The sequence below is a fragment of the Stenotrophomonas sp. TWI273 genome (assembly GCF_039674765.1).
Lineage (GTDB): Bacteria > Pseudomonadota > Gammaproteobacteria > Xanthomonadales > Xanthomonadaceae > Stenotrophomonas.
Genome location: NZ_JBDJOA010000005.1, coordinates 70,394 through 90,564, shown reverse-complemented (window position 1 = coordinate 90,564; position 20,171 = coordinate 70,394). Strand labels below are relative to the sequence as shown.

Annotated in this window: 18 protein-coding genes and 1 riboswitch; of the genes, 14 read left to right on the top strand and 4 right to left on the bottom strand. The window is 67.7% G+C overall.

What is annotated here, in order from left to right; genetic code table 11:
• The first annotated feature begins 58 nt into the window (after window positions 1-58).
• Complete coding sequence (gene purU / locus ABE571_RS08640; protein WP_313219882.1) at window positions 59-910, top strand: formyltetrahydrofolate deformylase; 852 nt, start codon at window positions 59-61, stop codon at window positions 908-910.
• A gap of 238 nt (window positions 911-1,148) precedes the next feature.
• On the opposite strand, the gene pncA is transcribed toward purU, so the two are convergent.
• The 3 genes from pncA to metE form a co-directional block, all read right to left on the bottom strand.
• Window positions 1,149-1,775, bottom strand: coding sequence for a bifunctional nicotinamidase/pyrazinamidase (gene pncA, locus ABE571_RS08635; protein WP_313208888.1), 627 nt, complete (start codon window positions 1,773-1,775; stop codon window positions 1,149-1,151).
• 52 nt (window positions 1,776-1,827) lie between these two features.
• Window positions 1,828-2,517 (bottom strand): epoxyqueuosine reductase QueH, encoded by a 690-nt coding sequence (locus ABE571_RS08630; RefSeq protein WP_346493561.1) that lies wholly within the window; start codon window positions 2,515-2,517, stop codon window positions 1,828-1,830.
• A 70-nt stretch (window positions 2,518-2,587) separates the two neighbouring features.
• The gene (gene metE, locus ABE571_RS08625; RefSeq protein WP_346493560.1) at window positions 2,588-4,885 is read right to left on the bottom strand and encodes a 5-methyltetrahydropteroyltriglutamate--homocysteine S-methyltransferase; all 2,298 of its coding nucleotides are present in this window, start codon (window positions 4,883-4,885) and stop codon (window positions 2,588-2,590) included.
• Window positions 4,886-5,098: 213 nt separating this feature from the next.
• Window positions 5,099-5,332, bottom strand: a riboswitch (cobalamin riboswitch).
• A 104-nt stretch (window positions 5,333-5,436) separates the two neighbouring features.
• Here metE and ABE571_RS08620 point away from each other — a divergent pair.
• The 12 genes from ABE571_RS08620 (at window position 5,437) to ABE571_RS08565 (ending at window position 17,013) form a co-directional block, all read left to right on the top strand.
• Window positions 5,437-6,219 carry a hypothetical protein gene (locus ABE571_RS08620; protein WP_313208885.1) on the top strand — a complete coding sequence of 261 codons (783 nt, stop codon included), beginning with the start codon at window positions 5,437-5,439 and terminating at the stop codon, window positions 6,217-6,219.
• Window positions 6,220-6,289: 70 nt separating this feature from the next.
• The gene (locus ABE571_RS08615; protein WP_313208884.1) at window positions 6,290-6,859 is read left to right on the top strand and encodes a sigma-70 family RNA polymerase sigma factor; all 570 of its coding nucleotides are present in this window, start codon (window positions 6,290-6,292) and stop codon (window positions 6,857-6,859) included.
• Window positions 6,856-7,641, top strand: coding sequence for an anti-sigma factor (locus tag ABE571_RS08610; RefSeq protein WP_313208883.1), 786 nt, complete (start codon window positions 6,856-6,858; stop codon window positions 7,639-7,641). The genes ABE571_RS08615 and ABE571_RS08610 overlap by 4 nt, the downstream gene beginning before the upstream one ends.
• A 91-nt stretch (window positions 7,642-7,732) precedes the next feature.
• Window positions 7,733-8,692: an acyl-CoA desaturase gene (locus tag ABE571_RS08605; RefSeq protein WP_070474347.1), complete on the top strand. Its 960-nt coding sequence runs from the start codon at window positions 7,733-7,735 to the stop codon at window positions 8,690-8,692.
• Window position 8,693: 1 nt separating this feature from the next.
• The gene (locus tag ABE571_RS08600; RefSeq protein ID WP_346466237.1) at window positions 8,694-9,974 is read left to right on the top strand and encodes an FAD-dependent oxidoreductase; all 1,281 of its coding nucleotides are present in this window, start codon (window positions 8,694-8,696) and stop codon (window positions 9,972-9,974) included.
• Complete coding sequence (locus ABE571_RS08595) at window positions 9,971-10,738, top strand: DUF1365 domain-containing protein (RefSeq protein WP_313219890.1); 768 nt, start codon at window positions 9,971-9,973, stop codon at window positions 10,736-10,738. Before ABE571_RS08600 ends, ABE571_RS08595 begins: the two co-directional genes overlap by 4 nt.
• Complete coding sequence (locus ABE571_RS08590; protein ID WP_313219891.1) at window positions 10,735-11,991, top strand: cyclopropane-fatty-acyl-phospholipid synthase family protein; 1,257 nt, start codon at window positions 10,735-10,737, stop codon at window positions 11,989-11,991. Before ABE571_RS08595 ends, ABE571_RS08590 begins: the two co-directional genes overlap by 4 nt.
• Window position 11,992: 1 nt before the next feature.
• On the top strand, window positions 11,993-12,550 hold the full coding sequence (locus ABE571_RS08585) for a DUF2878 domain-containing protein (RefSeq protein ID WP_346466235.1): 558 nt from the start codon (window positions 11,993-11,995) through the stop codon (window positions 12,548-12,550).
• Complete coding sequence (locus tag ABE571_RS08580) at window positions 12,547-13,344, top strand: DUF1295 domain-containing protein (protein ID WP_346493559.1); 798 nt, start codon at window positions 12,547-12,549, stop codon at window positions 13,342-13,344. The genes ABE571_RS08585 and ABE571_RS08580 overlap by 4 nt, the downstream gene beginning before the upstream one ends.
• Window positions 13,341-14,414 carry a class I SAM-dependent methyltransferase gene (locus ABE571_RS08575; protein ID WP_313208877.1) on the top strand — a complete coding sequence of 358 codons (1,074 nt, stop codon included), beginning with the start codon at window positions 13,341-13,343 and terminating at the stop codon, window positions 14,412-14,414. Before ABE571_RS08580 ends, ABE571_RS08575 begins: the two co-directional genes overlap by 4 nt.
• A gap of 28 nt (window positions 14,415-14,442) precedes the next feature.
• Window positions 14,443-14,979 carry a lipocalin family protein gene (locus ABE571_RS08570; protein ID WP_346493558.1) on the top strand — a complete coding sequence of 179 codons (537 nt, stop codon included), beginning with the start codon at window positions 14,443-14,445 and terminating at the stop codon, window positions 14,977-14,979.
• Between the two features lie 144 nt (window positions 14,980-15,123).
• Window positions 15,124-17,013: an RpoH suppressor gene (locus ABE571_RS08565; protein WP_346482618.1), complete on the top strand. Its 1,890-nt coding sequence runs from the start codon at window positions 15,124-15,126 to the stop codon at window positions 17,011-17,013.
• A gap of 154 nt (window positions 17,014-17,167) precedes the next feature.
• On the opposite strand, the gene ABE571_RS08560 is transcribed toward ABE571_RS08565, so the two are convergent.
• Window positions 17,168-18,538: a short-chain fatty acyl-CoA regulator family protein gene (locus ABE571_RS08560; RefSeq protein ID WP_346493634.1), complete on the bottom strand. Its 1,371-nt coding sequence runs from the start codon at window positions 18,536-18,538 to the stop codon at window positions 17,168-17,170.
• Between the two features lie 111 nt (window positions 18,539-18,649).
• Here ABE571_RS08560 and ABE571_RS08555 point away from each other — a divergent pair, with 111 nt between their 5' ends.
• A complete protein-coding gene (locus tag ABE571_RS08555; protein WP_313208873.1) occupies window positions 18,650-20,155 on the top strand; it encodes a CoA-acylating methylmalonate-semialdehyde dehydrogenase in 1,506 nt (501 codons plus the stop codon).
• The last annotated feature ends 16 nt before the right edge of the window (window positions 20,156-20,171 follow it).

Genomic DNA, 20,171 nt, shown 5'->3' with positions numbered 1-20,171 from the left:
CTTGGTTGCATCTGAGAGCATCGACCGCAGCCCGGCGGTGCTCGCTTACACTGGCCGGATGCGCCCCGATTCCATCCTCACCCTCTCATGCCCGGACCGTACCGGGATCGTCTACCGTGTGTCCGGCCTGCTGTTCGAGCTGGGCTGCAACATCCTCGATGCCCAGCAGTTCGGCGACGACGAGAGCGGCCGGTTCTTCCTGCGCGTGCATTTCGATCGTGCCGCCGAGCGGTCACTGGGCGATGTGGAAGCCCGCATGGCCACCCTGGCCGCCGAGTTCGGGATGGACTGGCAGCTGCATGACGCCCGCCGCCGCGCACGGCTGCTGGTGCTGGTGAGCAAGCAGGGGCATTGCCTCAATGACCTGCTGTTCCGCGCGCACAGCCGGCAGCTGCAGGTGGATATCGCGGCGGTGGCCTCCAATCACGAGGACTTCGCTGCCCTGGCCGGCTCCTATGGCGTGCCGTTCCATCACCTGCCGGTCAACGCGGACAACCGCGCCGTGCAGGAGCAGCAGATCATCGATCTGGTCGAGCGCGAGCAGATCGACCTGGTGGTGCTGGCGCGTTACATGCAGATTCTGTCGCCGCGCCTGTGCGAGGCCTTGGCCGGGCGGGCGATCAACATCCACCACAGCTTCCTGCCCAGCTTCAAGGGCGCGCAGCCGTATCACCAGGCGCACGCGCGCGGGGTCAAGATCATTGGCGCGACCGCGCACTATGTGACCCCGGATCTGGACGAAGGCCCGATCATCGAACAGGACGTGGCGCGCGTGGATCACGCGATGACGCCGCGCGACCTGGTGCGGCTGGGCAGCGACACCGAATCGCAGGTACTGGCCCGCGCGGTACGCCGGCATGTGGAGCACCGCATCCTGCGCAACGGGCATCGCACCGTCGTCTTCCGCTGATCGGTAGGTACCCACCGTTGGTCGGTACGACTGACCTGTAGGTACCCACCGTTGGTGGGTACGACGCTCCGGTAGTGCCGGCCGCTGGCCGGCTCATCGCACGCCCCAAACGGTATCGGGAGCCGGCCAGCGGCCGGCACTACCAGCGCACGGCCAGCACCCGCCGATCGTTCTTTGATCCGGTAGGTACCGACCGTTGGTCGGTACGCCGTTCCGGCTGGCGCCCGGAGGTCGCCCGTCAGATAACCGCGATCTTCGCCTTGGCCAACGCCTCGCGCACCATCCCATCGTTGGCCTCGGTCACCGGCCGGGTCAGGTCCCACAGGAACTTCACCCGGAACCCGGATTTCATCGCGTCCTGCGCGCTCCACAGCACGCAGTAATCGCGCGCCAGGCCGCACACATGTACCTCGCGGATGCCGCGCTCATGCAGCCAGCCGGCCAGGCCGGTGGCGGGGCGGGTGCCGTCGGGACCATGGTTTTCACGGAAAGCACTGTATGAGTCCACCTCGCGCCGGGTGCCCTTGCGCAGGATCAGGTCAGCCACCGTCCAGTCCACGCCCGGATGCAGCACGGCGCCATCGCTGCCCTGCACGCAGTGGTCCGGCCACAGGGTCTGCGGCTGGGCGTGCAGCAGGATCGCTTCGAACGGCAGATGCCCCGGGTGCTGGCTGGCGAAGGAGGCGTGGTCGGCCGGGTGCCAGTCCTGGGTCGCCACCACGGTGGCGTACCGGCGTTCGGCCAGCAGGGCGGCAATGTCCGGCACGATCGCATCGCCGTCCACGCAGGCCAGTGCGCCACCGGGCATGAAGTCCGGCTGCAGGTCGATCACGACCAGGGCGACATCGGCGGGGTAACGGCTCATGGCGGCTTCACGGCTGTAGGGGCGCCCAGTCTAGCCGACGCCCCTGCAGCGGTCAGTCGGCGTCGCCCTGCTTCGAGGTGCCATCGCCGTAATACAGCACGCCCAGCTTGATCCGCTCGCGCCCGGTCTCGCGGCGGTGGCGGTTGGCGTCGCGCAGCGAGTACACGCAGCCGCAGTACTCCTGCTGGTAGAACTGCTCGCGCTTGCTGATCTCCACCATCCGCGCGGCGCCGCCGCCCTTGCGCCAGTTGTAATCCCAGTACTGGAGGCCCGGATAGTGCGCGGCGGCGCGGTGGCCGCAGTCGTTGATCTGGTTCATGTCCTTCCAGCGCGAGATGCCCAGCGAGCTGCTGATCACCGCAAAGCCGTTCTCATGCGCGTAAAGCGCGGTGCGCACGAAGCGCATGTCGAAGCACATCGTGCAGCGGATGCCGCGCTCTGGTTCGTTCTCCATGCCGCGGGCGCGCGCGAACCAGGTGTCGGTGTCGTAGTCGGCGTCGACGAACGGCACGCCATGCTTCTCGGCGAAGCGGATGTTCTCCTGCTTGCGCAGTTCGTATTCCTTCACCGGGTGGATGTTGGGGTTGTAGAAGAAGATCGTGTAGTCGATGCCGGAGGCGGTGATCGCCTCCATCACTTCGCCCGAGCACGGCGCGCAGCACGAGTGCAGCAGCAGCTTGGTGTGGCCGTCGGGCAGGGACAGGGTGGGGCGGTCGATCGGTGTCAGGTCATGCGGGTTCATGCGTTTCTCGTCGACCCCACCGCCGGCAACGGCGGCGATGGGGTCCTTGGGTCAGTCTACAAAGGGCCGATCAGGCGGCGTTGGCGTCGGCGATTTCCTCGCGCAGTTCGCGCGCGGCGGCCACCAGTGCTTCCAGCGCGGCACGGGTTTCCGGCCAGCCGCGGGTCTTCAGGCCGCAATCCGGATTGACCCAGATCTGCTCGGGACGCAGCACTTCGGCGGCCTTGCGCAGCAGGGCCAGCATCTCGGCCTTGTCAGGCACGCGGGGGGAGTGGATGTCGTACACGCCCGGCCCGATCTCGTTGGGATACTGGAAGCGCACGAAGGCATCCAGCAGTTCCATGCGCGAGCGGGAGGTTTCGATCGAGATCACGTCCGCGTCCATTGCGGCCACCGAGTGGATGATGTCGTTGAACTCGGAATAGCACATGTGCGTGTGGATCTGGGTCGCATCGCGCACGCCGCTGGCGCTGATCCGGAAGGCTTCCACCGCCCAGTCCAGGTACTCGCGCCATTGCGCACGGCGCAGCGGCAGGCCCTCACGGATGGCCGGCTCGTCGATCTGGATCACGCCGATGCCGGCCGCCTCCAGATCCGTCACTTCATCGCGCAGGGCGAGTGCGATCTGGCGGCAGGTGTCCGCCCGGGACTGGTCATCGCGCACGAACGACCACTGCAGCACCGTCACCGGCCCGGTCAGCATGCCCTTCATCGGCCGCTGCGTGAGCGACTGCGCATACTGCGACCAGCGCACTGTCATCGGCTGCGGACGGGTCACATCGCCGAAGATCACCGGCGGCTTCACGCAGCGCGAGCCGTAGCTCTGCACCCAGCCATTCTTGGTAAAGGCAAAGCCATCGAGCTGCTCGCCGAAGTACTCGACCATGTCGTTGCGCTCGAACTCGCCATGCACCAGCACGTCCAGCCCGATCTGTTCCTGCACGCGCACGCAATGCTCGGTCTGGGTGGCCAGGAACGCATCGTAATCCGCATCGGAGAGCTTGCCGGACTTGTTGCGGGCGCGGGCCTCTCGCACCTCCAGCGTCTGCGGGAACGACCCGATCGTGGTGGTCGGGAAGCGCGGCAGCTTGAGCGCGGCGGCCTGGGCCAGGTGGCGTTGCGGGTAGCGGCTGTGGCGCTGTGCATCGGCCGGGGTCAGCGAGGAAAGACGCGCGGCGACGGCCGGGTTGTGCACGCGCGGCGAACGACGGCGCGATTCGATGCACGCACGCGAATGCGCGAGCGGTGCCTCGGCACGCGCCGGCGCATCGATCGCGTCGGCCAGCACGCGCAGCTCGGCGAGTTTCTGCTTGGAGAACGCCAGCCAGCTGCGCAGTTCGTCGTCCAGCTTCTTTTCGTGGTCCAGATCGACCGGGCTGTGCAGCAGCGAACACGATGGCGCCAGCCACAGCGCATCGCTGCCGACATGACCGTGCGCGTAGCGCGCCAGCACCAGGGCGTTGTCCAGGTGGGTGCGCCAGATGTTGCGGCCGTTGACCAGCCCGGCCGACAGTACGCGACCGGCCGGCAGCGCCTTGATCACCGCATCGAGCTGTTCCGGCGCACGGACCAGATCCACATGCAGGCCATCGACCGGCAGCGAGGCAGCCAGCGCCAGGTTGTCTTCCAGCGCACCAAAGTACGTCGCCACCAGCACCTTGGGGCGGGCGACCTGGCCCAGCACCGCATAGGCGTGCTCGAACGCGGCCCGCGTGGCCTCGTCCAGGTCCTGCACCAGCAGCGGCTCATCCAGCTGCACCCACGCCGCGCCGGCGGCCTTGAGTTCGCCCAGCAGCTGCACGTACACCGGCAGCAGCGCATCGAGCAGGTCCAGGGCGTTGCTGCCATCGGTAGTCTTGGACAGCCGCAGGAAGGTCACCGGCCCGATCAGCACCGGGCGGGTCTCGATCCCCAGCGCCTTGGCCTGGCGGTACTCGGCCAGCGGCTTGTCGCCGCGCACCGCGAAGGTCTGGCCGGCATGCAGTTCGGGCACCAGGTAGTGGTAGTTGGTGTCGAACCACTTGGTCATTTCCAGCGCATGCAGGTCGATGCCATCGCGCTGCAGGCCCCGCGCCATCGCGAAGTAGCCGCTCAGGGGCTCGGCATCGGCGAGCGCGCGGTAGCGGGCCGGGATCGCATCGAACAGGAAGGCCGCATCCAGCACCTGGTCATACAGGCTGAAATCATTGCTCGGCGGCACATCCACGCCGGCCTCGCGCTGCAGCTGCCAGTGGCGTTCACGCAGCTCGGCCGCGGTGTCCTGCAGCGACGCGGCGCTGCTCTCGCCGGACCAGAAGGCTTCGAGCGCGCGCTTGAGTTCGCGCTTGGCACCGATGCGCGGAAAACCCAGGGTGGTAACAGTGGTCATTGGAACGTGTCCTCATTGCGTAGGGGCATTGAGGAACGAAGGAACCGCGCGCCGTCCGGGGCCTTGCAGCCCGTTCCGCCCCGCCAGCGACCTTCGCCCCCGCGGGCGAACCGGATGCCGTGAAGCGGACGCACGGGGGCAGCGCCATGCAGGCGGCATGGCGGCAGGCCCCGGCAACCTCCCCGCGGACGTTCCAGGTCGAATCGGAGGACGGTCATGTCCTCCGGCCGGGGCCGGTATTCGGGCTGATGGACACGGGCGCGGACGCCCACCTAGTACCTGCCGCTTCCCAGGCGCGAAGGCCCAGTGCTGTTGGCAGGAGTCGTTTCCATTCACCGCTGCGGGGCAGCTCCGGAATGGGCGCGCGAGGCGCCTTCACCGGATTCCCGTTTAAATCCATCCCTTCATCTGCATGAAGCGATGGATACCTTCGGCGAGCACAAGGTAGGCCGAAGGCGGGCGATGGTCAAGTCGTCTGTCCGATTCATCCCACTGCATCCAAACCACTGCCACCTGCGTATCTCCCTGCAAGCCCGCCCGTTTGGACCCCCATGCGCCAGCCCTTGCCCTGCCTGATCCTGCTGCTGTTGGCCTTCGCCGCCCCCGTAAGTGCCGCCGATCAGACCGTGCAGCGCCAGGAAGGGCGCGCGTACGCCACCGCCGATGGGCGCCTGCTGTATCGCGAGACCCATTGGCTGCAGGGGCCGGCAAGCGCCCAGTCGAGGTTGGTGCTGTACCGCTGCAGCGACGGGCGTCCCTTCGCGCGCAAGTGGATGACCCCGCAGGGCAGCCCGCAGACGCCGGATTTCACCCTGGACGATGGACGCGATGGGTATCAGGAAGGCGTGCGCGGCGGTGCCGCTACCCGCCAGGTATCGGTCCGCGCCAGCGCGCAGGCACCGACCTTCAGCAGGGCCATCACGATCCCCTCGGGGGCGGTGGTGGATGCCGGGTTCGACGCGGCGGTGCGCAGCCATTGGGCCGCGTTGCAGGCCGGGCAGAGCGTGGCCTTCCAGTTCCTGCTGCCCAGCCGCCAGCGCCTGGTGCCGCTGAAAGTGCAACGCACGGGTGCGGTGACCTGGCAGGGTCAACCGGCCGAACAGCTGCAGATGAAGCTCGATGCCTGGTTCGGTTTCGCCGTGCCCGCGGTCACCTTGGTGTATGCCACCGCAGACCAGCGCCTGCTGCAGTTCACCGGCACCGGCAACGTCCGCGATGAGAAGGGCAAGTACCCGCAGGTGCGGGTCGAGTTTCCCGCCGCACCGGTTGCAACGCCCGCCGCCGAGCTGACCGCTGCCCGCACGCAGCCGCTGGTGAAGACATGCGGTGCCTGAGCGCCCCCTTGCAGATGGCGCCGGGAGCAAGGAGGATGCCGATACGCCCGTTATCGACATTGAGCCTGCAATGCCCGAGCTGGACGCCGCCGCTACCGCTGCATCACATCGTCTGGACGAGCTGCTCGTCCGGGTCGCCGGCGGTGATCGCCAGGCGTTCGAATCGGTCTATCAGCTGGCCTCCGGCCGCCTGTTCGCGATCTGCCTGCAGGTGCTGCGCGACCGCGGCGATGCCGAAGAGGTACTGCAGGACGTGTTCACCACGGTCTGGAACAAGGCGGCGCAGTTCGACCGCGCCAAGGCGGCGGCCATGACCTGGCTGTCGATGCTGGCCCGCAACCGCTCGATCGACCGTCTCCGCGCCGCGCCGCCGCGCGCGCTGGATGATCTGTCGGTGGCCGAGGAACTCCCCGATGTCGCGCCGCAGCCGGCCCAGGTGGCCGAACAGGCGTCGGATCACGAGCGCCTGCAGGACTGCCTGGATACGCTGGAGCCGCGCCGTCGCTCGCTGATCCGGCTGGCCTTCCTCGATGGCGCCAGCTATGAGGAACTGGCGCGCCGCATTGGTTCGCCGCTGGGCTCGGTGAAGAGCTGGATCCGCCGGGGCCTGGGCCAACTGCGGGTGTGCCTGGAACGATGAACGCCCGCGACCTCCATGATCTGCATGACGACGGCGAACCGCCGAGCGCCGACATCCTCGCCGGTGAGTACGTGCTGGGGGTGCTCGATGCCGCGCAGCGTGCCGAGGTTGAACGCCGCATCGCCAGCGATCCCGGCTTCGCGCGATTGGTCGCCCAGTGGGAGAACCGCCTTGCGCCCCTGCTCGAATCGCTCGGTACCGAAGCGGTGCCCGCGCATCTGTGGCCGCGCATCCGCACCTCGCTGGGCTGGCCCGCCGCAACGACCGCCTCGCCACGGGTCTGGCAGCGCACCGGTTTCTGGCAGGGCATGACCGCGCTGGCCGCCGCGCTGGCACTGGTGGCGGTGTTCAGCCGCCGCGATCTGGAGCCGACCACACCGTCGCCTACGCCCGTGGCGGTCACGCCGACCCCGCCGACGACACCGGCCGAGCCGGAGCAGGCCACCAAGCCGGTCACGCCGCTGTTGCACGACGACGGTACGCCGGGCTGGCTGGCGTCCGTCGACAAGGCCCAAGGCAAGGTGCTGATGGTGCCGGTCCCGGCCGCGGCCGATGCGGCCGGCCGTGCACCCGAGCTGTGGCTGATCCCGGCCGGCGGCACCCCGCGTTCGCTGGGCCTGGTCTCGATCAACCGCGCGCACACTGTTGCGGTGCCGGCCACGCTGCGTGATGCACTTGTGAATGGCTCGGTGCTGGCGATCACACTGGAACCGTCAACCGGTGCGCCGCAAGGCATTCCGACCGGCCCGATCATCGCCAAGGGCGACATCGCCAACCTGTAATCGCACGGACGCACGGTTTTTTTTCCGGATCCGTGCATCCAAACGGCGCCCGCTCCCGTATCTCCTGATAACGCCTCAGGAGAAGCGAGTCATGTCGGTCAGCCCCACCCCCGACGCAGGACGCACCGCACAGCGACGCCGCTGGGCCACGCTGTGGCGTTGGTTCGATACCAGCACGGATGCTGCGGCTGCGACCGGCCAGCCACAGCGGGTGGACTGGGTGCGGGCCATCCCGTTCGCGGCGATGCACCTGGCCTGCCTGGCGGTGATCTGGGTGGGTGTGTCCTGGGTCGCGGTCGGCGTGGCGGTGGCACTGTACGCGGTGCGCATGTTCGCGATCACCGCCTTCTACCACCGCTACTTCTCGCACCGTACCTTCCGCACCTCGCGCGCCGTGCAGTTCCTCTTCGCGCTTATCGGCGCCTCCAGCGTGCAGCGCGGCCCGCTGTGGTGGGCCGCGCATCACCGCAACCATCATCGCCATACCGACACGGCGGCCGATCCGCATTCGCCCTCGGTGCATGGCTTCTGGTGGAGCCACATGGGCTGGTTCCTGACGGTGGAAGGCTTCCGTACCGACTGGTCGCGCATTCCCGATCTGGCCAAGTATCCCGAACTGCGCTGGCTGGATCGCTTCGACACGCTGGTGCCGATCGCGCTGGCCGCGGCACTGTTCGGCCTGGGTGCGCTGCTGGAGCGCATCGCGCCGTCGTGGGGCACCACCGGTGGGCAGATGCTGGTGTGGGGCTTCTTCATCTCCACCGTGGTGCTGTTCCACGCCACGGTGACCATCAACTCGCTCGCGCACCGTTTCGGCCGCCAGCGCTTCAACACCGGTGACGACAGCCGCAACAATCTGTGGCTCGCCCTGCTGACGTTTGGCGAAGGCTGGCACAACAACCATCACTTCTTCCCGGGCACCGCGCGCCAGGGCTTCTACTGGTGGGAAGTGGATGTCACCTGGTATGGCCTGCGTGCGATGGCCGCGCTCGGCCTGGTGCGTGACCTCAAACCCGTGCCGGCCTGGGTGCTGGCCAAGGCGGAGCACTGACATGCGTATCGCCGTGATTGGATCGGGTATCGCCGGCCTCGCCAGTGCGTGGTGGCTGAGCCAGCAGCATGAAGTGACGCTGTTCGAGGCCAATGACTACCTCGGGGGCCACACCCATACGCATGAGGTGGAGGTCGATGGCCGCACGCACGCGGTGGACACCGGCTTCATCGTGTTCAACCCCGCGCACTACCCGTTGCTGACCGGCCTGTTCGAGGAACTGGGCGTGGCCTCGCAGCCGACCACGATGAGCTTCTCGGTGCACAGCGAACGCAGCGGGCTGGAGTACAACGCCACCTCGCTGGACACGCTGTTCTGCCAGCGCCGCAACCTGGTGTCGCCGCGCTTCTGGGGCATGCTGCGCGACCTGCGCCGGTTCTACCGCGAGGCGCCGGCGCTGCTTGCGCGCGACGATGAAGGTCCCTCGCTGGGCGAGTTCCTGGACAAGGGCCGTTACGGCCGCACCTTCATCGACGAACATCTGCTGCCGATGGCCTCGGCGCTGTGGTCGTCGCCGACGGCCAGCCTGGCCGCCTTCCCGGCGCGCTACCTCGTGCAGTTCATGGCCAATCACCAGATGCTGCAGATGACCGGGCGCGCGCCATGGCGCGTGGTGCAGGGCGGCTCAGCGCGGTATGTCGACGCGCTGCGCCGCCGCTGGCAGGTGCGTGAGCGCCTGGAGTGCCCGGTGTTCGGCGTGGAGCGCCACGAGCATGGCGTGCGCGTGCACAGCGCTGCCGGGCTGGAAGGCTTCGATCAGCTGGTGCTGGCCTGTCACAGCGACCAGGCGCTGGCCTTGCTGTCCGATGCCGATCTCACCGAGCGCGCGGTACTGGGCGCGATCCGTTACCAGCCCAACGAGGTGGTGCTGCATACCGACGCCAGCCTGCTGCCGCGTGACCGCAAGGCCTGGGCCGCCTGGAACGCGCATGTGCCGCGCGACCCGCTTGCGCCGTGCACGGTCAGCTACTGCATGAACCTGCTGCAGGGCATCGATACCCCCACGCCCTTGGTGGTTACCCTCAACCGCAGCGAGGCGGTCGATCCGGCCACCGTGCTGCGCCGCCTGCAGTATGCCCATCCCGTGCACGACCACGCGATGGTGCGGGCGCAGCAGCGCTGGACGGAAATCCAGGGCCATCGCCGGACCTGGTTCGCCGGTGCGTACTGGGGCTGGGGCTTCCACGAGGATGGCATCCGCAGTGCCCGCCGCGTGGTCGATGCATTGCAGGCGTTGGATGCCGAGTCCTACTGGCCGCTGGCCGAGGCACTGCCAGCATGACCGCCAGTGCGATCTATCGCGGCTGGATGCGCCATCGGCGGCACGCGCCGCACGCGCACGCGTTCGGCTACCCGATCGCGCAGCTGCTGCTGGACCTGGACGAACTGCCGCGCCTGTTCGAGCGGCGCTGGCTGTGGTCGGTGGGTCGCCGCAACGTGGTCGAGTTCCGCCGCAGCGACTATCTCGGTGCGCCCGATCAGCCGCTGGCCGATGCCGTACGTGCACGCATCACCGAGGCACTGGGCCACGCGCCCGCCGGGCCGATCCGCCTGCTGACGCATCCGCGGTATGCCGGCCATGTCTTCAATCCGGTGAGCTTCTATTACTGCTATGCCGCTGATGGCACCACGCTGGACAGCATCGTGGCGGAGATCACCAACACGCCCTGGAAGGAGCGCCACGCCTACGTGCTGCCGGTGGCGCAGGCCGATGCCCAGGGCCGCGCGCTGTGCTGGTCCTTCGACAAGCAGTTCCACGTCTCTCCCTTCATGCAGATGGACTGCGAGTACCGCTGGCGCTTCACCGCGCCGGGCGATGACCTGCACGTGCACATGCAGGTCTGGCGCGAGGGCGCATGCCAGTTCGACGCCGACCTGGTGATGCAGCGCCATCCGCTCACCGGTCGTGGCCTGGCCGGCGTGCTGCTGCGCTACCCGCTGATGACCCTCAAGGTCGTGGCCGCGATCCACTGGCAGGCGCTGCGCCTGTGGCTCAAGCGCAACCCCGTTCACGACCATCCTTCTCTTGCTGGAAAATCCCCATGAACGACATGACCCGTGCGGTGGCCGTACCGCAACCGTCCGCCCTTGAAGGGTTCCTGCGCGGGCGCCTGCTGGCGCAGCTGGCACCGCTGCGCGGCGGGCACCTGCGGCTGCGCGATGCGGTGGGCGATGTGGTGATCGGCGATCCGGACGTCGCGCCCCAGGTGACGGTCTGGGTGGACGATCCCGGTTTCTACCGCGCGGTGGCCGCACAGGGCAGCGTGGGTGCAGGCGAGGCCTACATCCGCGGTGACTGGCGCTGCGATGACCTGGTCGCGCTGGTGCAGCTGCTGGTACGCAACCGCGATCTGCTCGATGGCATGGAGGGCGGCCCGGCTCGCATCGGCGGCTGGCTGCTGAAAGGCTGGAACCGGCTGCGTCGCAACACGCGCGAAGGCAGCCGCCGCAACATCGCCGCGCACTATGACCTCGGCAATCCGTTCTTCTCGCTGTTCCTGTCCCCGGACCTGATGTACTCCTCGGCGCTGTATGCCAGCCCGGAAGATACGCTCGAGGCTGCGTCCGAGCGCAAGCTGGCCCGCATCTGCGAGCAGCTGCAGCTCACCGCGTCTGATCGCGTGGTCGAGATCGGCACCGGCTGGGGCGGCTTCGCGCTGTACGCGGCGCGCCATATCGGCTGCCACGTCACCACCACCACCATCTCGGTGGAGCAGTACACGCTGGCCAGGCAGCGGGTCGAGGCGGCCGGGCTGCAGGACAAGGTCACCCTGCTGCTCAAGGATTACCGCGATCTGGAGGGCCAGTTCGACAAGCTGGTGTCCATCGAAATGATCGAGGCGATCGGCGCGCAGTACCTGGACACCTACTTCGCCACGCTTACCCGCCTGCTCAAGGATGACGGTCTGGCGCTGCTGCAGGCCATCACCATCGAAGACCAGCGTTACGAGCAGGCGCGGCGCAGCGTCGATTACATCAAGCGCTTCGTGTTCCCCGGCAGCTTCATCCCCTCGATCAACGCCATCGTGGCCGCAAAGACCCGCAGCAGTGATCTGCAGCTGATCGGCCAGCACGACTTCGGGCCCTCCTACGCACTCACGCTGCGCGCGTGGCGCCAGCGCTTCCTGGCCCAGCTGCCGGCGGTGCGCGCACAGGGCTTCGATGCGGGCTTCATCCGCATGTGGGAGTTCTACCTGGCGTATTGCGAAGGTGGCTTCCTGGAGCGCTCGATCGGCGTCTCGCACCTGTTGATGGCGCGCCCGGGCTACCGGCCCGCGCTGATGGCCGGGGAGGCCTGACGTGCCACGCTTCTGGGCCAACGTGATCGGCAACCAGCTGGTCTGGCTCTGCGCCGTGATCGGGGCCGGTCACGGGCTGCGCTGGCCCGCGCTGTTGGCAGCGGCGGCTTACGTGGGCACTCAGTTGGCCTGGTCCGCGCAGCCGTCAGTGGAGATCAGATTGATGCTGGTGGCGATCGCCTGCGGGTTGGTCGTAGACGGGCTGGCCGGCGCCTCCGGTTGGGTGACGTACGCGGCCGGCAATGATCCGGCGTGGCTGGCCCCGGTCTGGATCCTCGCGCTGTGGGCTGCCTTCGCAATGACGCTCACGGTGTCGTTCGCGACGCTGCAGCGGCATCTGCGCCTTGCGGCGCTGGTCGGTCTGCTGTTGGCGCCGCTGGCGTATCTGTCCGCCGCGCGCGGCTGGTCGTCGGTGGTGTTCGCCACACCGCAGTGGCGCGGTGTGCTGCTGCTCGGCCTCGGCTGGGCGATCGCACTGCCGGTGCTTGCGGCGTGCGCCCGTCATTGGCAGACCCGCGCGGTACCGCTCGCCACCCTTGCTCCAGGAGACACACGATGAAGATGCTGTGGGTGGTGTGGCTGTACGCCGCCGTGATCATGACCTGGGGCTGGTGGTGGCAGCGCCGGCACCAGAACATCGGCGTGGTCGATGTGCTGTGGGCCAAGGGTGTGGGTGCGTCTGCCCTGTTGCTGGCACTGCTCGGCGATGGCGCGGCGATGCCGCGGATCGCGTTGGCGGTGCTGGGCGGCCTGTGGGGGTCACGTCTGGCGCTGCACCTGTGGCACCGCGTGCGCAGCGAGCCCGAGGACGGCCGCTACCAGCATCTGCGCAAGCATTGGAACGGCCATCAGGGAAAGATCTTCGGTTTCTTCCAGTTCCAGGCAGTGCTGATCGTGCTGTTCGCGCTGCCCTTCGTGGCGGTGTCGGTGAATCCGGCAGCGCAGGGCTGGGGTTGGCTGATCGCCGCGGTGGCGATGTGGCTGCTGAGCGTGGGCGGCGAATCGCTGGCCGACCGTCAGCTGGCGCGCTTCCGTGCCGATCCGGCCAACAAGGGCAAGACCTGCCGCGATGGGCTGTGGCGCTACTCGCGGCATCCCAACTATTTCTTCGAATGGCTGCACTGGTTCACCTACGTGCTGCTGGCCGTGCAGTCGCCGTTGTGGTGGCTGGCGTGGTCCGGCCCGCTGGTGATGTACGTGTTCCTGCGCTGGGTCAGCGGCATTCCCTTCACCGAGGCGCAGGCGCTGCGCTCGCGCGGTGAGGATTACCGCGAGTACCAACGCACCACGCCGATGCTGTTTCCGTGGTTCCCCTCCCGTTCGTCGCATGCCCGCAAGGAGTCTTCATCGTGAATGTCGCCAGTGACCATCTGCCCCTGCCGGACTACGCACCGGGCCTGACCGGCCTGGCCGAACGCGGCGTGCTGCCCGATGCGCTGTTGCGGCTGGGCATCCGCCGCCAGTGCGAGCAGCGCCTGCGCGAAGAGCTGGCCGGTGGCCAGCAGGTCCAGTCGCAGCGCTTTGCGGCGCGCATCGCCGGGCTGGCCAGCAGCGCGGTGGCGCTGCACGTGGATGCGGCCAATCGCCAGCACTATGAAGTGCCGGCCGAATTCTTCCACCGCTGCCTCGGCAAGCGCCTGAAGTACAGCAGCTGCTACTACGCCACGGGCACTGAAACGCTGGACGAGGCCGAAGAGGCGATGCTCGCGCTGTACGGTGAGCGCGCGCAGCTGGCCGATGGGCAGCACATCCTGGAGCTCGGCTGCGGCTGGGGGTCGTTGACGCTGTGGATGGCCGAGCGCTATCCGAACGCGCAGATCACCGCCGTCTCCAACTCCAACAGCCAGCGCGAGTACATCCTCGGGCAGTGTCGTGCACGTGGCCTGATCAACGTCACCGTGCTGACCCGTGACGTGAATCACCTGACGCTCGATGCCGAGACCTTCGACCGCTGCGTCTCGATCGAGATGTTCGAGCACATGCGCAACTACCCGCAGCTGCTGCAGCGCATCCACGCGTGGCTGCGGCCGGAAGGCAAGCTGTTCGTGCACATCTTCGTGCACCGCACGCTGATGTACCCGTTCGAAACCGAGGGCGACGACAACTGGATGGGTCGCCACTTCTTCACCGGTGGCCTGATGCCTGCCGCCGACACCCTGCTGTTCTTCCAGCAGCATCTGCAGCTGCAGCAGCGCTGGCTGCTGGATGGCACCCACTACGAGCGCACCGCCAACCACTGGCTGGCCAACCAGGACCGCGAGAAAGAGGCGGTGATGGCTGTGCTGCGCCAGACCTACGGCGATGCCTCGGCCGCGTTGTGGCACCAGCGCTGGCGCATGTTCTGGATGGCCTGCGCAGAGCTGTTCGGCTACCAGCAGGGCCAGCAGTGGCAGGTGGCCCACTACCTGTTCAACCGTCCGTGATCACCCCACGTTCCTGGAGGAAGCCGTCATGTCCACCCGTGCTCTCGTTCCCCTGCTGGTTGTCGGCATGATGCTCGGCGGCTGCAGCGGCAACACCCGTCCGATCCCGCCCGTGGCGCATGTGGACGTGCCGCGCTTCATGGGCGACTGGTACGTGATCGCGCATATCCCCAGCCGACCCGAGCGTGAGGCGTTCGATGCCGTGGAGTCCTACGCACTGCGTCCGGACGGCCGCATCCAGACCACCTTCCGTTATCGCAAGGGCAGCTTCCAGGCACCGATCAAGACCATGCACCCGGTCGGGACGGTCAAGGAAGGCACCGGCGGCGCGATCTGGGGCATGCAGTTCATCTGGCCGATCCAGGCCGAGTACGTGATCGTGGACCTGGATCCGGAGTACAAGCAGACCATCGTGGGTCGCAGCAAGCGCGACTACATGTGGCTGATGGCGCGCACCCCGACCATCTCCGATGCCGACTATCAAGCGGCCATGACCCGCATCGCCGCGCTCGGTTACGACCTGTCCCAGGTGCGGCGCGTGCCGCAGTCCGGCAACGCTGAATAAGCGGTTCCGTGCCGCGCTTCTCAGGCCCTGAGAAGCGCGCAGGCGATACTGTCGGCATCGATCTTCCGGGTGCCTGCCTCGTGGTGGGTACCGCTGGGGAGGGTGCGTGGATCGGCCACGCACGGGCGGACAGAGGACGGCAACGTGGCGGACAAGTACTGCGATCTGGTCATGAAGGGCGGCATCACCAGCGGCATCGTGTATCCCAACGCGGTGCTGTCGCTGGCCCGTGAGTACCGCTTCAAGAGTATCGGCGGTACCTCGGCCGGCGCCATTGCCGCCGCCGTGGCCGCCGCGGCCGCGTTGGGCGATCGGCGTCGCCAGGCCGGGGAGCCGCTAGCGGCGGCGGTGGGCTTTCCGGGGCTGGCCGACGTGTCCGCGCAGCTGTCCCGGCAGGGCTTCATCCACAGCCTGTTCCAACCGGCGTATGGCGCGCGTACCGCGTATCGCCTGCTGGTGATGCTCACCGGCAAGGCGGGCCTGCTGCGCAAGGTCGCCTGTCTGCTCGCCGCGGTATTCGCCATCGCGCCGGTGGAGCTGCTGGTCTCACTGGCCGGCCTGCTCGGGATCGGTTATCTGGCAGGGGGCATCGACGGCATCTGGGCAACGTTGCTGCCCTCGCTGCTGTGCGCCTACGGGGCCGGTGTACTGGCCTCGGCGCTGCGCGTTGCCCGCGTCGCCCGCCGCAACCTGCTCGGCCTGTGCAATGGCAGCACCCAGCCGAACGCCTCCGCGCCGGCGTTGACGGATTGGCTGCACACCCAGCTGCAGGCCTTGGCCGGCAAGCCGCATGACCAGCCATTGACCTTCGGCGATCTGCACACGGCGCCACGCTATCCCGGCGAGCCCAGCGGCGCGCATGCGATCACGCTGCAGATGATCACCACCTGCGTGTCGCACAGTGAGCCGCGCACGTTGCCGTTCAACGCGGCGCACTTCTGGTTCCTGCGCGAGGAATTCGCGCAGCTGTTTCCGGCCAGCGTGGTCGAGTGGCTGATGGCACGAGCGGGCCCTCCGCAACAGGTCGATGGGCGCGATTACTACCGCCTGGTTGATGGCGAGGATCTGCCGGTGCTGGTCGCCACGCGGATGAGCCTGAGCTTCCCGCTGCTGATCAGCGCGGTGCCGCTGCATGAGCCGGCCCGTCGCGAACGCCGCTGTGAGCCGGTGGCCGATGCCGAACCCCGGCGCGACAACACCAACGTCGCCGACAGCATGGAAGGGCTCACCAGCGGTGGCCAGAACTGCGGCCCGGTGATCACCGCGTTCCGTGTGTGCTGGTTCTCCGATGGCGGCATCAGCAGCAACTTCCCGATCCACCTGTTCGACGCCGCGTTGCCGCGCTGGCCGACCTTCGGCATCAATCTGGTCTACGCGCAGCCTGCCGACGCCGTGAGCATGGTGGCTGAGGGCGACGCGCATGCACGCGCGGAGCAGGCCGTGTTCCTGCCCACCGAGAACCGCCATGGCTGGCAACGCACCTACCACGCCATCGCGCAGCCGATGGCCGCGGCGGAGATGTCCGGTTTCCTGTTTTCGATCGTATCGACCATGCAGAACTGGCGTGATGTGCTGCAGGCCCGCGCGCCGGGCTACCGCGACCGCATCGTGCATGTCGCGCTGGAGGGCGACGAGGGCGGCATGAACCTGGACATGCCGCAGGCCGTGCTCAGCCGCATCGCCGACAAGGGCAGCATCGCCGGGGAGCGCTTCTGCGATTTTTCCTTCGCCAACCATTACTGGATCCGCTGGCGCAATCTGGCCTCGGCCTACCAGCGCTACACGCTGGATGTGGCACGCACCGATGACCCCGCACAACGCGTGGCGGCATACGAAGCGGCGTATCAAAGTGTGGCCACCGGCATGCCGGTGCCGCCGTCCTACCGATTGAGTTCGGAAGACAAACGGCGCGAATCGCAGCAGCTGTGGCGGCACATGGTCGAGCAGGGCCAGACCTGGGAAGACCTCGGGCCGGACCTCACCGACGGCGCACCGCGTCCGCTGCCGCAGATGAAGGTGACGCCAATCTACTGAGTCGGCGATGGACCGCATCCCGATCCGACCTGCCCGCCGTTGGTCGGCTTCCCGTTAAACGTCACATGACCGGTAGAGCCGACCGTTGGTCGGCAGCTCTTCGCAACGGTGCCAACACTCGCGGCATCGGACGCAAGTCGACCAACGGTCGACGCTACCCGCGTCCCGGCAGCTGCGGGAACGCGCGCTGCATGCAATCCTCGCGCGGGCACACCCGGCAGCCCGGGCCGATCGAGACCGAGTTGCCCGGGCTCTGGATATCAAGCCCACGTGTGTAGATCAGCCGTTCGGCATGCTGCAGGTCGCAACCCAGTGCCACCGCGAAGGTTTTGCGTGGTTGACCATGCCCGATAGGCCCACTGCTGACCTGCCGCGCCAGCCAGAAGTGGCGGCGTCCGTCAGGCATGCGCGCGGTCTGGGTCAGTACGCGCCCCGGTTGGTTGAAGGCTTCGTACACGATCCACAGCGGGCACGAGCCGCCCACCTGTGAGAAGTGGAAATCGGTGGCCGAATGCCGTTTGGAGACATTGCCGGCGCGGTCCACACGGATGAAGAAGAACGGCAGGCCGGGCGCGCTGCGTCGCGCCAGCGTGCTCAAGCGATGGCAGACCGCCTCGAAGCCCACGCCGAAGCGATGGGCGAGCGCATCGATGTCGTATGCGCTGTGCTCGGCGGCGCGCAGGAACTGCGCATACGGCATCACCAGCGCACCGGCGAAGTAGTTGGACATGCCGATCCGCGCCTGCGCGATCTGCTCCGCTTCGCCGAAGTCCGCGCGGGCGATCACCGCATCGATCTGCGCCGCATAGCCCAGCAACGCCAGCTCGGCGGCCATCTGGAATGCCTGCTGGCCCGGCTCCAGATAGTCGGGCAGCCACAAGGTGCGGCTGCCGCCGTCGTAGACGCGCTTCTCGCGCCCGGCCTGCAGCGGCCCCACTTCCACCAGCACGCCATGGCGGTCGGCCAGCAGCTGGCGAAGGCGCGGCGCCACGTGCCCGGCTACCAGCCCCCATTCGCCGAACAGCTGCTCGGCCAGGTCATCCAGCTCGGGGATGTGGTTGTGCATGCGGTTGAAGAAATCGCGGACCTGATCGCCCGCGGGCAACGCCTGCCCGGCGTGCACATCACCCAGCTGGAACTCCAGCGCGGCGGCATGCTCGCGCAGCATCAGGTGGCGGCGGTGCAGGTCGAGCAGGGCACGGCTGATCTGCGGCAGGTTGCCCGCCATCGCGCGCAGTTCGGTGCTGCTGACATCGGCCAGGCCCAGGTCGCGCAGGGTCTCGCCCAGCGATTCCTGCAGCGCGCCGGGGTCATCGACCTCGAACAGCTCGCTGACGTCGCCCAGTACGGCACGCAGCTTGCCCTGCACCGCCGGGGTCAGCGGCCGCTTGTTGCGCTCGATCTGGTTCAGGTAGCTGGCCGACAGCCCCAGCGCCCTGGCCAGGGCAAGCTGGCTGTAGCCGCGCTGCTCGCGCAGCTTGAGCAGGCGGAGGCCAATCTGGCGTTGGACGGGCTGGCTATTCACAGAATTCACAAGAATCGTAGCGGGCATTGGCCAGATTAAGCGCATACAGGCCGGAAATCGAGGGTGGCACTGTGAATAATGCCAACAACTTTCGACCCGCCGGGATTGTCCATGACTGTTGCAGCGCCCCGTATCCGCATGTTGATCGATGGCCAGTTCATCGAATCGACCAGCTCGCATTGGCAGAACGTGGTCAATCCGGCCACCCAGGACGTCCTGGCCCAGGTCCCGTTCGCCACCCCCAGCGAAGTCGACGCCGCCGTCGCCTCGGCCAAGGAAGCGTTCAAGACCTGGCGCAAGACCCCGATCGGCACCCGCGCGCGCATCTTCCTGAAGTACCAGCAGCTGATCCGCGAGAACATGAGCGAGCTGGCCCACATCCTCAGCGCCGAGCAGGGCAAGACCGTGCCGGATGCCGAGGGCGATGTGTTCCGTGGCCTGGAAGTGGTCGAGCACGCTGCCGCGATCGGCAACCTGCAGCTCGGTGAGCTGGCCAACAACGTGGCCAACGGCGTGGACACCTACACCCTGCTGCAGCCGCTCGGCGTCTGCGCGGGCATCACCCCGTTCAACTTCCCGGCGATGATTCCGCTGTGGATGTTCCCGATGGCCATCGCCACCGGCAACACCTTCATCCTCAAGCCGTCCGAGCAGGACCCGATGGTCACCATGCGCCTGGTCGAACTGGCGCTGGAAGCGGGTATCCCCAAGGGCGTGCTGAACGTCGTGCACGGCGGCGAAGAGGTGGTCAACGCGATCTGCGATCACCCGGATATCAAGGCCGTTTCGTTCGTCGGTTCCACCCGCGTCGGCACCCACGTGTACAACCGCGCCTCGCTGGCCGGCAAGCGCGTGCAGTGCATGATGGGCGCCAAGAACCACGCCGTGGTGCTGCCGGATGCGAACAAGGAACAGAGCCTCAACGCGATGGTCGGTGCCGCCTTCGGTGCGGCCGGCCAGCGCTGCATGGCCGCCTCCACCCTGGTGCTGGTCGGCGAAGCACGCGAGTGGGTGCCGGACCTGGTGGCCAAGGCCAAGACGCTGAAGGTCAGCGGCGGCAGTGTCGCCGGTACCGATGTCGGTCCGGTGATCTCCTGCGCCGCGCGTGAGCGTGTCGAAGGCCTGATCGCCTCGGGCGTGGAGCAGGGCGCCAAGCTGGTGCTCGATGGCCGCAACCCGCAGGTCGATGGCTTCGAGAAGGGCAACTTCGTTGGTCCGACCATCTTCGCCGGCGTGACGCCGGGGATGCGCGTGTACGACGAGGAAATCTTCGGGCCGGTGCTGGTGATCCTGGAAGCGGACACCCTGGAAGATGCCATCGCACTGATCAACGCCAACCCCAACGGCAACGGCACCGCGCTGTTCACCCAGTCCGGCGCGGCCGCCCGCAAGTTCCAGGAAGACATCGACGTCGGCCAGGTCGGCATCAACGTGCCGATCCCGGTGCCGGTGCCGCTGTTCTCGTTCACCGGCTCGCGTGCCTCCAAGCTCGGCGACCTGGGCCCGTACGGCAAGCAGGTGGTGATGTTCTACACCCAGACCAAGACCATCACCTCGCGCTGGTTCGATGACGAGACGCTGGGTCATGGCGTCAACACCACCATCAGCCTGAAGTAAGCAACAGCAACAACGG

Coding starts and splice junctions, on each gene's coding strand:
- ABE571_RS08630 (WP_346493561.1), bottom strand. CDS start 2,517: ATGAACCCGCATGACCTGACACCGATCGACCGCCCCACCCTGTCCCTG.
- ABE571_RS08610 (WP_313208883.1), top strand. CDS start 6,856: ATGAACGCCCGCGACCTCCATGATCTGCATGACGACGGCGAACCGCCG.
- ABE571_RS08600 (WP_346466237.1), top strand. CDS start 8,694: ATGCGTATCGCCGTGATTGGATCGGGTATCGCCGGCCTCGCCAGTGCG.
- ABE571_RS08555 (WP_313208873.1), top strand. CDS start 18,650: ATGACTGTTGCAGCGCCCCGTATCCGCATGTTGATCGATGGCCAGTTC.
- ABE571_RS08615 (WP_313208884.1), top strand. CDS start 6,290: ATGCCCGAGCTGGACGCCGCCGCTACCGCTGCATCACATCGTCTGGAC.
- ABE571_RS08605 (WP_070474347.1), top strand. CDS start 7,733: ATGTCGGTCAGCCCCACCCCCGACGCAGGACGCACCGCACAGCGACGC.
- ABE571_RS08570 (WP_346493558.1), top strand. CDS start 14,443: ATGTCCACCCGTGCTCTCGTTCCCCTGCTGGTTGTCGGCATGATGCTC.
- ABE571_RS08595 (WP_313219890.1), top strand. CDS start 9,971: ATGACCGCCAGTGCGATCTATCGCGGCTGGATGCGCCATCGGCGGCAC.
- ABE571_RS08580 (WP_346493559.1), top strand. CDS start 12,547: ATGAAGATGCTGTGGGTGGTGTGGCTGTACGCCGCCGTGATCATGACC.
- pncA (WP_313208888.1), bottom strand. CDS start 1,775: ATGAGCCGTTACCCCGCCGATGTCGCCCTGGTCGTGATCGACCTGCAG.
- ABE571_RS08620 (WP_313208885.1), top strand. CDS start 5,437: ATGCGCCAGCCCTTGCCCTGCCTGATCCTGCTGCTGTTGGCCTTCGCC.
- ABE571_RS08590 (WP_313219891.1), top strand. CDS start 10,735: ATGAACGACATGACCCGTGCGGTGGCCGTACCGCAACCGTCCGCCCTT.
- purU (WP_313219882.1), top strand. CDS start 59: ATGCGCCCCGATTCCATCCTCACCCTCTCATGCCCGGACCGTACCGGG.
- metE (WP_346493560.1), bottom strand. CDS start 4,885: ATGACCACTGTTACCACCCTGGGTTTTCCGCGCATCGGTGCCAAGCGC.